The following is a 10,529-nucleotide window of genomic DNA, read 5'->3' on the forward strand; positions in this document are numbered from 1 at the left end:
GCGGCGTCATCGGCGCGTTCTTCCCGTTCCTGTGGCTGTTCACCATCCCGGCGGGCATGGTCATCGGCGGCTACGTGATGGGTGGCCAGGAATTCCTGGATGCCGTGATCGCGTTCGCGACCGGTCAGCCCTGATCTGACCTCGCGATAGCGAAAGGCCTCGTACTTCTGCGGAGTACGGGGCCTTTTCGCCGTGATGCGGATCACTGTCACAAACGAGGGCCTCGCCGCATCCCATGGTTGAGCACACAGTTCCCATGGCAGGAGGCACAGATGAACATCGTGGTTATCGGCGCAGGATACGCGGGTACTGTCGCGGCGAACCGGCTGCAGCGCAAGGCCCCCGATGCCCGCATCACCGTGATCAATCCGCGCGGCGTCTTCATCGAGCGGGTGCGATTGCACGAACAGCTCGCGGGCAGCGGGACCGCGGCCCGGCCGCTCACCGAGATGCTCAGGGACCCGATCGCGATCGAAACCGCGAGCGTGGACAAGATCGGCGACGGTGTCGTCACCCTCGACGACAGCCGGAGCCTGGACTTCGATCACGCCGTCCTCGCGGCGGGCAGCATCGCGAACCCGCTACCCGGCACGATCCCGGTCGGCACATGGGAAGGTGCCGAGCAGGCACGAATCGCGCTCGAGGCGCTGCCGTCCGGCGGGGTCGTCACGGTGATCGGGGGTGGGCTGACCGGGATCGAGACCACGGCCGAGGTCGCCGAAGCCCGGCCCGACCTGCGCGTCCGATTGGTGAGCGGGACCGTCGCCGCCGCGCTGTCGGCCGGTGCGCAGCGGCACATCCGCACCACACTGGCCCGGTTGGACGTGGAGATCGTGGCCGACCAGATCGCCGAGATCGACGGGACGACCCTGCGACTCGACTCGGGCACCGAACTGCGTTCCGACCTCACCCTCTGGGCGATCATCTCCGCGGTGCCCGAACTGGCCGCCCGCAGCGGACTCGCGGTGGACGTCGACGGCCGAGCCCTGGTCGACGCTTCCTTGCGCAGTGTCACCGACCCGCGCGTCTTCGTCGTCGGCGACTGCGCCGCCGTCCCCGGTATGCGCATGGCCTGCGCCACCGCGGCTCCCCAGGGCGCACACGCGGCCGATACGCTGGCCAGGATGATCAAAGGACGGGAACCGCAGCCATTTTCGATGGGCTACGGCGGGCAGGGCATGAGCCTGGGCAGGCGCGACGGAGTGCTGCAGACGACCGACCGCCGAGACACCGCCCAGCGGCTCTACGTCAGCGGACCCGTCGCGGCGTTCACCAAGGAACGCATCAGCCGCTATGCCGCCTACGCCTCCCGCACCGGCAACAGCGTGTGGATCAACGGCCCGAAACGGTGATCCGGGCACACGTCGATACCTTCACCGAGAACCGGCGGCTGCTGTTCTCGATCGCCTACGAGATCCTGGGCTCGGTGGTCGACACCGAGGACGTCCTGCACGACAGCTACCTGCGCTGGTGCGAGGTCGACCGCACCCTGGTCGACAATCCGCGCGCCTACCTCGCACAGATCGTCACCCGGCAGGCGCTGGGTGTGCTGCGCTCCACCGCCCGCAGACGCGAGGAGTACATCGGGCCGTGGCTGCCCGAACCCCTGGCCACCGAGGCGGACGGCGGGGTCGAGCACGTGCTGACCGGCGAGGCTGTGACCACCGCGATGCTGCTCGTGCTGGAAACGCTCACGCCGGTGCAGCGGGCGGTGTTCGTGCTGCGCGAGGTGTTCGCGTTCGACTATCCGGAGATCGCGACGGCGGTGGACAAATCCGAAGCCGCTGTGCGACAGCTGAATCAGCGCGCCCGCAACCGGGTGCACGCCGCACGCCACACCGCCGTCGCCACTCCCGCGCAGGCCCAGTCGGTGGTCGAGAAGTTCTCGATCGCGGCCGCCACCGGCAATGTGCAAGCGCTGATGGACGTACTCGCCCCCGAGGTGGTGTTCCTCGGCGACGGCGGTGGTGTGGTGAACGCGGTGCGCAGGCCGGTACACGGTCAGGACAAGGTGGCCAGGCTGGTCATCGGCTTGCTCGCCAAGGGGCAGCGGCTCGGTGTCCTGGGCGCGCACCTCGGCATCTACAACGCGATGCCCACGATCCTGGCGACCGTCGACGGCGTGCTCGACCAGGTGACTTCCATCGAGGTCACCAACGGCCGGGTCACCGCGATCTACTCCATGCGCAACCCCGAAAAGCTCAGTGCTGTGCGGGTTCCGGACTGAGGCCGAAGGCGATCACCCGGTCGGGGTGGATCCGGATGAGCGCGTCGGACTGATCACCGAGGTAGGACTCGACCCCGGTCAGCGCCTCGGCGGTGCCGCGGATCTCGAGGCAGCGCACCCGCCACGGGCGCACCGAGGCGATGTCGTCGACGACGAAGGCCACCTGTGCGTTGTCGGCGAGATTGCGGAACTTCTTGGAGGCGGCCAGGTTCCAGCCCGCGATGTCGATGGTGCCGAGTTCGGCGTTGTAGCGGAAGCCGACCGGATTGTTCTGCGGGGTGCCGTCGCGGCGGACCGTCGCCAGACGCCCGAGCTGCTGGGTCGACAGGTAAGCGAGGTGTTCCGATGTCAGCGTTGTGCTCATGCACCGACGCTAAAACCTCGAGTGCGGTCGAGGTCAAGGGGCGCCGGGGGCGAGGGGGCGAGCGCACAGCCGCGAGCGGGCCTCCCCCCTCGACCTCACAGGGTCCGCGCGCTAGGCTGTCAAATATACGGCACCGTATAACTGGAGGTTCGACATGACACTTCCCCCTGGTCAACGCGCGATCGACGGTTTCCCCCGTTTCGGCACACATCTCCATCACCCACCGCCGCCGATTCCCGCGAACCCGGTGATCGAGATCGGCGGGCCGCTGACGGAACCGCTCACGCTCACCCTGGCGGACCTCGCCGAGCTACCGCGCGTGCAGGTGCGGGCCGACTTCCACTGCGTGGCCGGCTGGTCCGCCACCGACCTGCGCTGGGCGGGCGTCCCGTTCGCCACGCTCTATCGCACGCGCGTCGAACCGCTGCTCGCGCCGGGTAGCTCGATCAGCCATGTCGTCTTCGAAGGACTCGACGGGTATCGATCGGTCGCGCTACTCGCCGACGCCATGGCCGATGACGTGCTCATCGCCGACCGACTCGACGGACAGCCACTCACCAGCGACCACGGCGCGCCGATCCGGCTGGTGAGTCCTGGCCAATACGGGTTCGTCAACACGAAACACCTGTGCCGCATCGAATTCCACACCGCGCAGCCCGTCGACCCGGACAAGTGGTCACCGCTCGCGGGGCACCGCAGGGCGCGCGTCTGGGCGGAAGAGCGCCATCGATACCTACCGGGCAGGGTGGTCCGGCCGATCTATCACGCGTTGATCGGGCCGATCCGCCGGATGAGCGCTCGCGGAAGTACCGAACGAACTGCGTGAATCCCGGTGCCGGACAGCCTCAGTCGAGCAGCTTCTTCTGCACCTTGCCCATCGCGTTGCGCGGGAGCGCGTCGACGAAGCGAACCTCCCGTGGCCGCTTGTGGGCCGAAAGCTGTTCGCCCACATAGGCGGTGAGCTCGACACCGAGTGCGTCGGAACTCCCGTCGCGCGCGACGACGAAGGCCACGATCCGCTGCCCGAGGTCGTCGTCGGGCAGCCCGACCACGGCGACCTCGACGACCGCCGGATGCCCGAGCAGCGCGGTCTCGATCTCCCCCGCGCCGATGCGGTAACCACCGGATTTGATGAGGTCGATCGACTCGCGCCCGACGATGCGATGGAACCCGTCGCCATCGATGACGGCCACATCGCCGGTGCGGAACCACCCGTCCTCGGTCCAGTCCCGCGCGGTGGCCTCCGGCCGGTTCAGATACCCGCCGAACAGCATCGGTCCGCGCACCTGCAGGCCGCCGATGCTCGCGCCGTCGTGCGGAACGGGCTCGCCCGCTTCGTCGCGCAGCCTGGTCTGCACCCCGCGCACCGGCGTGCCGACCCAGCCGGGCCTGCGCTCGCCGTCGGCCCGGGTGGACAGCGTGATCATGGTTTCGCTCATTCCGTACCGCTCCACCGGCGCCTGCCCGGTGAGCTCGGTCAGCTTCTCGAACACCGGCACCGGCAGCGGCGCGCTGCCCGAGACGAGCAGCCGCGCCCTACTCAGCTCCTTGGCCAGTTCGGGCCGCTCGACCACGCGTGACCACACCGTCGGCACCCCGAAATACAGACTGCCGCCCGCGGCCGCGTAGGCCTCCGGCGTCGGCTTACCGGTGTGGATCACCGGACTGCCGACCCGCAGCGGCCCGAGCAGCCCGAGGATCAGCCCGTGCACGTGGAACAGCGGAAGCCCGTGCACCAGTGTGTCTTTCCACGTCCACGCCCACGCCTCGGCCAGCGCGTCGAGCCCGGCGGCGATCGCGCCGCGGCTGAGCATCACACCCTTGGGCGCCCCGGTGGTTCCCGAGGTGTAGAGGATGAAGGCGATCGCGGCCGGATCCGGTTCGGGATAGGTGTGCCAGGACCGTGCGTGCAGCCGCACCGGTACCACCGGCAGGTCCGTGCCCTCCGGCGCCGGGCCGAGCCAGGCCTGCGCACCCGAATCGCGCAGGATGTGCTCGCGTTCGGCGGCGCCCGAGTCCGGCGGCACCGGAACCACGGTCACCCCCGCGATCAGGCAGCCGACCACGGCGATCACGGTTCGCAGAGTGGGTTCGGCCAGCACCGCGACCCGGTCGGCGCGAGCGATGCGTTCCGCCACCGATGTTGCCGAACCCAGCAGATCGCTGCGCGAGACGGTGGCATCATCGATGGTGACGGCGTCGGGAATGTCATCCCCGGCGGCGACGGCGGCCGGATTCAGCGAGGCGAGCAGCAGCGGCGGACCATAGGGCATCCGTCAACGCTAACGTGACGCGATTCGGTGGGTGCCGCCGCCGTCGTTGACACTCCGACACCGTGGTGAGACATTAAATGCATAAGTCTCTCACGCTCTCTTCGACGAAAACGGGGTCAACGATGACCATCCTGTCGCGCTCGCGTTCGCAGCGGTCCGAACCGGCGCCCTTCGACATCCGCGACTACGTCAACGGTTCCGCGGCCTTCTACGGCGCGACCGCCAATGTGATCATGCAGCTCAGCCTGGCCCCCGTCGGCTACGGCGTCGCCGAATCGACGGTGCACAGCGGCAGCATCATGAAGCACCCGGTGAAGCGCACCCGAACCACGCTCACCTACCTGTCGGTGGCGCTGATGGGCACCGACGCGGACCGCGAGGCCTTCCGCACCGCCATCAACGGCGCGCACCGCCACGTCCACTCCACCGCCGACAGCCCCGTGAAGTACAACGCCTTCGACAAGAACTTGCAGCTGTGGGTGGCCGCGTGCCTGTACTGGGGCTCGGTCGACGTGATGCGTCGCCTCTACGGCCCCGTCGACGACGCCGTCGCCGACACCTTCTACGACTACGCCCACTACCTCGGCACCACCCTCCAGGTGCCCCGCGAGATGTGGCCCGCCGATCGCGCCGCGTTCGATGCCTACTGGTCCGAGCATCTGAAGCTCACCAGCATCGACACCAGGATCAAGGCCTACTTCGACGACCTGCTCGACCTGAAAATGGTGAGCCCGCCCCTGCGCCTGCCCTTCGCCCGCTTCCACCGCTGGTTCACCACCGGCCTACTCCCCCAACACCTCCGAGACGAACTCGGCCTGTCGTGGAGCCCCGCCGACGAGCGCAAACTCAACCGCCTGATGCGCACCACCGGCACGGTGACGGGCCGCCTGCCACGTCCCCTGCGCAACTTCCCCTTCAACGTCGCCCTCGTCGACATGCGCCGCCGCAACCGGCGCGGCACGCCGCTGATCTGATCGGCATTGCCGCGCGCCTCCCACGCCGACCTGCGGCGTTCGGGTTTCATTCCCCACGATCGCAACGCGTCGCGCGGAATCGGAGGACGTTCGTGAGCATTCGGACAGTGACATGGTGTGCGGCGGCGGTCGCCGTCGGCCTCATGGCGGCCGCGCCCGCCGCCCACGCCGACGAGGACCCGGCGACGGTGCCGCCGCGAACCGCCATGTCGCTGCGGATGCCGGGCGGATTCGCCTGGGGCACCGCCAACGAGCACGAATCGCGGGCGGCGCTGTCGATGTCGAAGCTCTACATCGCCGATTACGCGCTGCGCCACGGCGACGGTTCGCCGCAGGACCGCGCGCTGTCGGAACGGATGATCCGTGACTCCGACGACGGCGCCGCCACCCAACTCGCCGGCAAATATCCGCAAGCGATCGAAGCGACCGCGGGCGAATACGGATTGCGCGGGACGCACGGCACCGCCGACTGGGGCCGGTCGAGCACCAGCACCGCCGACATCACCGACTTCCTGGCCGCCAAGCAGCGCACCGACCCGGGTTCGCCGATCTTCGAGTGGATGGCGGGCGCGAGCAACACCGCCGCCGACGGCACTCCCCAGAACTGGGGCACCGCCCAGCTGCCCGGCGTACACGGCAGCAAGTGGGGATGGTCGGATGTGGGCGCCCCCGAGGTGGCCTCCGCATCCTTCGGGCCCAGCTTCTCGGTCGCCGCGCACACCTACGGCACCCCGGCCGACCAGTCCGCCGATGTGCTCGACGCCCTGCCCGCGCTGATCCTTCGCCTGGCCGGGGCGTACTGACAGCAGTTCATGGTGCGACAGCACCGCCCGCATCAGAACGGGGCTTGCTGCCACCAGTCGTCGCGGGTCTCCTCGAAGGTGTGGCCCGGCCATGACACCTCCACCACCGAGTTCGCGCTGAAGACGTTGCCGCGCTCCCTAGCCGCGAGCGTGAACGGTGCGGCGGGGTCGCGTGGCCGGTAAGCGGCGAGGCTGGTGTGGTGCAGTTCGCGCGTGAGGTCCTCGGTGGTGTGCCGCAGCAGGTAGGCATCGGCGGCGGCGGCGGAGGGGTACTCGGTGTACCACGCGATGAGACCGTCGGCGTCCGTGCAGGTGATCTGCTGAAGCGGCGCCGGGTCGCCCGGCAGCACGACCAGCGACGGAGTCGCCGAACAGTTCGCCTCCCGCCAGCCGCGCCCGGCGGGTCCCGACGGGATCAAGTCGGTGAATCCCGAGGCCACCGACGCGTGCGCACCCCAGGTGGGCGGCGGCGGAACTCGATTCGGGCGCACGAACTTCCAATAGATCGCACCGACGCCGATCACCCCGACCCCGGCGACCATCGCCAGCACGAGCAGACTCACCGCGAGAACCCGCCACCGCGAGGAAACCGCCCGCTGTGGCCGCGCACGGTCGACCGGCGCCCCACCGCGATGCACGGCCTGCCGCGGCACGGAGGCAGACGGTGAACTCACCAGAGTCGGGTTCAGCGAATTCGCCGCAGGATCCGCAGACCACACTTCCCGACCGGAAGGGCGAGGCGCTTGCGACGGCCCGAAACTGCCGACACCCGGCGACACGAGATCGGTGCGGACCAGCGCCGCCGTCGCCGCCTGCGCGAATTCCACACAGCTGTCGAATCTTTCGGCAGGTTCCTTCGCCATGACCCGCGCGATGACCGCGTCGATTCCGGGTGGCAGGTCGTCGATCATCGCGGACGCGCGCGGCACCGGCTTGGTGAGGTGGGCGGCGACCACCGCCCCGGGATTGTCTGCGGGAAAGGGGCTTTGGCCGGTGAGCAGGGTGAACAGAGTGCAGCCGAGCGAGTACTGGTCGCAGCGGTGGTCGACCGGGGCGCCCGAGAGTTGTTCGGGCGACGCGTAGGCGAGAGTGGCGAGAAAGGCTCCGGTGCGGGTGAGCTGGCGGGCGTCGCCGCGCAGCCGCGCGATACCGAAATCGGTGAGCAGGACGCGGTCGCCGGAGCGGCTGGGGGCCAGCAAGATGTTGGCGGGCTTCACATCTCGGTGCAGCACACCGCGATCATGGGCGTAGTCCAGTGCCTCGGCGGTCTGCGCGATGATCCCGATCGCCCGCGCCGGATCAAGCGGCTCGCCGCGGAACACCGAGGCGTCGCGGCCGTCGACGTACTGCATGGAGATCCACATCAGGCCGTCTTCGACGCCACGGTCGAGCACCGAGACGATGCCGGGATGATCGAGATGGGCGGACACGTCCGCCTCCCGCTCGAACCGCCCACGGACCTCGTCGTCGGAATACAGTTCGCGATCGAGCAGTTTCAGCGCCACCTGCCGAGGCAGGCGCGGATGCGCCGCGAGGTACACGGTGCCCATTCCGCCCCGGCCCAGCAGCCGGTCGATCCGGTACCCCGCGAAGACCGTGCCCGCACTGAACTCCACCCCGCGCATTCCGCTGTGCCTCTCGATCTTGTGCAGGACAGCTACCGCCCCTGTGCTCCACACGATATCGGCCGCCGGGGACAGCGCGAACCGCTGGGCGTGATCTACCCAGCGGTTCGTGCGGAGACGGTGTTCAGGACAGGCGTGCGGCCGCTTCGGCGATGCGTTCGTCGGTGGCGGTGAGGGCGATACGCACGTGCTCGGGCGAACGGGGGCCGTAGAAATCGCCGGGAGCGGCGAGGATTCCGCGTTCGGCGAGCCAGTCCAGGGTGACGCGGCAGGGCTCGCCGCGGGTAACCCACAGGTACAGACCGGCTTCGGAGAAGTCGATGCGGAAACCCGCCTGCGCCAAAGCTTTTCGCAGGATCTCGCGACGGGCGCGGTAACGCTCACGCTGCTCGGCCTCGTGGACGTCGTCGCTGAGCGCGGCGGTCATCGCGGCCTGGATCGGGAACGGCATGATCATGCCGGAGTGCTTGCGCACCTCGAGCAGTTCGGCCACCAGTTCCGGGTCGCCGGCGAGGAAACCGGCACGGTAGCTGGCCAGATTCGAGGTCTTCGACAGGGAATGGATGGCCAGCAGACCGGTGTGGTCACCATCGCAGACGCGCGGGTCGAGAATCGAGACGGCCTCGCCCTCCCAGGTCAGGCCCAGGTAGCACTCGTCGGACGCGACGATCGCGCCGCGCTCGCGCGCGAACGCCACCACCTTGCGCAGGTGCTCGACGGGCAGCACCTTGCCGGTGGGGTTCGAGGGCGAGTTCACGAAGATCAGCGCCGGATTCTGCGGGCCGACCTGAGTGAGACCGTCTGCGCGCCAAGGCTTCGCGCCCGCCAGCAGCGCGCCGACCTCATAGGTCGGATAGGCGATCTCGGGGATCACCACCAGATCGTCGGCGCCGATACCGAGCAGTCGCGGCAGCCCGGCGATGAGCTCTTTCGTGCCGAGCACCGGCAGCACCGCCGCCGGGTCGACGCCGGTGACGCCGAACCGGCGCGCCAACGCGGCGACAGCGGCGGAGCGCAGCTCAGGGGTGCCGTGCGTGGTCGGATAGCCGGGAACGGCCGCCACCGAGCCCAGGGCCGCGCGGATCAGCGGATCGACCGGGTCCACCGGTGTACCCACGGACAGATCGACGAGGCCACCGGGGTGGGTGGCCGCCTTCTGCTTGACCGCCGCGATGGTGTCCCAGGGAAAATCGGGCAGCAGGCCGCTCACCCGGCCCTTCCGGCTCTGGGTGGGCACCCCTGCGCTCACTCTTCGGCCATCGGGGGCAGCGCCTTGATGAAGGCGGGGTCGAAATCGACCACACCGACCTTGGTCGCGCCACCGGGGGATCCCAGCTCGTTGAAGAAGTCGACGTTGGCGTTGATGTAACCGCTCCACTGATCCGGAGTGTCGTCCTCGTAGAAGATCGCCTCCACGGGGCAGACCGGCTCACACGCACCACAGTCCACGCACTCGTCGGGTTGGATGTAGAGCATGCGACCACCCTCGTAGATGCAATCCACGGGGCATTCCTCGATGCACGCCTTGTCCTTCACGTCAACGCACGGTTCAGCGATGATGTACGGCACTGCCGTTCTCCTAGTCTGTCCTCACCTGCGGGGTTACTCCGCCCACGAAACACTATCCCGACCGCCCACATTACTCCCAGGTCAGCCTGCCCTAACTCACACTGACAATCATCCGATAGCCAATGGCAACGGTGCCGGTTTGGCCTCGACCACTCCGTAGGTGGTGGTGCGTTCGCGGACCGGACGGTCGATGCCCGCCGCGATCTCGGTGAGCTCGGCGACGGTTTTCGCCGAACCGTGCTGGGAACCGGCCATCCGGGAGATGGTCTCCTCCATCAGCGTGCCACCCAGATCGTTGGCGCCACCGGTGAGCATGGCCTGGGTACCGAGGGTACCCAGTTTCACCCAGCTGGTCTGGATGTTGTGGATGCGGCCGTGCAGCATGATCCGGGCCAGCGCGTGGACCGCGCGGTTGTCGCGGTTGGTGGGGCCGGGCCGGGCCGCGCCTGCGAGGTAGAGCGGTGCGCTCTGGTGGACGAACGGGAGCGGGACGAACTCGGTGAAGCCGCCCGTCTCGTCCTGGATGCCGCGCAGCACCCGCAGGTGGCCCACCCAGTGCTTCGGGTTGTCCACATGTCCGTACATCATCGTCGAACTCGACGGGATGCCCAGCTTGTGCGCGGTGGTGATGACCTCGATCCAGGCCGAGGTGGGGAGTTTGCCCTTGGTGAGCACCCAGCGGACCTCGTCGTCG

At 68.8% G+C, this 10,529-nt stretch carries 10 protein-coding genes and 1 pseudogene; 5 read left to right on the forward strand and 6 right to left on the reverse strand.

Features of this window, described 5'->3' with window-relative positions; all coding sequences use genetic code 11:
• Positions 1-272: 272 nt before the first annotated feature.
• Positions 273-1,352, forward strand: coding sequence for an NAD(P)/FAD-dependent oxidoreductase (locus tag ACFWF3_RS10635; protein WP_379313430.1), 1,080 nt, complete (start codon positions 273-275; stop codon positions 1,350-1,352).
• Positions 1,349-2,227 carry an RNA polymerase sigma factor SigJ gene (gene sigJ, locus ACFWF3_RS10640; protein ID WP_379313431.1) on the forward strand — a complete coding sequence of 293 codons (879 nt, stop codon included), beginning with the start codon at positions 1,349-1,351 and terminating at the stop codon, positions 2,225-2,227. The genes ACFWF3_RS10635 and sigJ overlap by 4 nt, the downstream gene beginning before the upstream one ends.
• Here the strand turns inward: sigJ and ACFWF3_RS10645 are convergent.
• On the reverse strand, positions 2,202-2,591 hold the full coding sequence (locus ACFWF3_RS10645) for a PPOX class F420-dependent oxidoreductase (RefSeq protein WP_378993348.1): 390 nt from the start codon (positions 2,589-2,591) through the stop codon (positions 2,202-2,204). The two genes, sigJ and ACFWF3_RS10645, sit on opposite strands and share 26 nt — an antisense overlap.
• Positions 2,592-2,745: 154 nt before the next feature.
• Between ACFWF3_RS10645 and ACFWF3_RS10650 the strand changes: the two genes are divergently transcribed.
• Positions 2,746-3,417: a molybdopterin-dependent oxidoreductase gene (locus ACFWF3_RS10650; protein WP_379313433.1), complete on the forward strand. Its 672-nt coding sequence runs from the start codon at positions 2,746-2,748 to the stop codon at positions 3,415-3,417.
• 19 nt (positions 3,418-3,436) lie between these two features.
• On the opposite strand, the gene ACFWF3_RS10655 is transcribed toward ACFWF3_RS10650, so the two are convergent.
• Positions 3,437-4,864, reverse strand: a complete 1,428-nt coding sequence (locus ACFWF3_RS10655) for an acyl-CoA synthetase (RefSeq protein WP_379313434.1) — start codon at positions 4,862-4,864, stop codon at positions 3,437-3,439.
• 122 nt (positions 4,865-4,986) lie between these two features.
• Here ACFWF3_RS10655 and ACFWF3_RS10660 point away from each other — a divergent pair, with 122 nt between their 5' ends.
• A complete protein-coding gene (locus ACFWF3_RS10660) occupies positions 4,987-5,838 on the forward strand; it encodes an oxygenase MpaB family protein (RefSeq protein WP_379313436.1) in 852 nt (283 codons plus the stop codon).
• Between the two features lie 92 nt (positions 5,839-5,930).
• The gene (locus ACFWF3_RS10665; protein WP_378993342.1) at positions 5,931-6,641 is read left to right on the forward strand and encodes a hypothetical protein; all 711 of its coding nucleotides are present in this window, start codon (positions 5,931-5,933) and stop codon (positions 6,639-6,641) included.
• 32 nt (positions 6,642-6,673) lie between these two features.
• Here ACFWF3_RS10665 and ACFWF3_RS10670 read toward each other — a convergent pair whose 3' ends face one another.
• The 4 genes and pseudogenes from ACFWF3_RS10670 to fbiC all read right to left on the reverse strand — a co-directional run.
• Positions 6,674-8,266: a serine/threonine-protein kinase gene (locus ACFWF3_RS10670; RefSeq protein WP_379313437.1), complete on the reverse strand. Its 1,593-nt coding sequence runs from the start codon at positions 8,264-8,266 to the stop codon at positions 6,674-6,676.
• Between the two features lie 124 nt (positions 8,267-8,390).
• Positions 8,391-9,476 (reverse strand): succinyldiaminopimelate transaminase, encoded by a 1,086-nt coding sequence (gene dapC, locus ACFWF3_RS10675; protein WP_379313439.1) that lies wholly within the window; start codon positions 9,474-9,476, stop codon positions 8,391-8,393.
• A gap of 35 nt (positions 9,477-9,511) precedes the next feature.
• On the reverse strand, positions 9,512-9,835 hold the full coding sequence (fdxA, locus tag ACFWF3_RS10680; protein WP_056813450.1) for a ferredoxin: 324 nt from the start codon (positions 9,833-9,835) through the stop codon (positions 9,512-9,514).
• 108 nt (positions 9,836-9,943) lie between these two features.
• Positions 9,944-10,529 (reverse strand): annotated as a pseudogene (gene fbiC, locus ACFWF3_RS10685) (7,8-didemethyl-8-hydroxy-5-deazariboflavin synthase); the annotation flags it as partial.

Origin of the sequence: Nocardia sp. NPDC060220 (assembly GCF_042727815.1) — a bacterium.
In the GTDB taxonomy this organism is placed as follows: domain Bacteria; phylum Actinomycetota; class Actinomycetes; order Mycobacteriales; family Mycobacteriaceae; genus Nocardia.

Bases quoted from the DNA above. Each gene is read 5' to 3' on its own strand.
- ACFWF3_RS10635 (WP_379313430.1), top strand. From the start codon at position 273: ATGAACATCGTGGTTATCGGCGCAGGATACGCGGGTACTGTCGCGGCG.
- ACFWF3_RS10645 (WP_378993348.1), bottom strand. From the start codon at position 2,591: ATGAGCACAACGCTGACATCGGAACACCTCGCTTACCTGTCGACCCAG.
- ACFWF3_RS10650 (WP_379313433.1), top strand. From the start codon at position 2,746: ATGACACTTCCCCCTGGTCAACGCGCGATCGACGGTTTCCCCCGTTTC.
- ACFWF3_RS10655 (WP_379313434.1), bottom strand. From the start codon at position 4,864: ATGCCCTATGGTCCGCCGCTGCTGCTCGCCTCGCTGAATCCGGCCGCC.
- ACFWF3_RS10660 (WP_379313436.1), top strand. From the start codon at position 4,987: ATGACCATCCTGTCGCGCTCGCGTTCGCAGCGGTCCGAACCGGCGCCC.
- ACFWF3_RS10670 (WP_379313437.1), bottom strand. From the start codon at position 8,266: ATGCGCGGGGTGGAGTTCAGTGCGGGCACGGTCTTCGCGGGGTACCGG.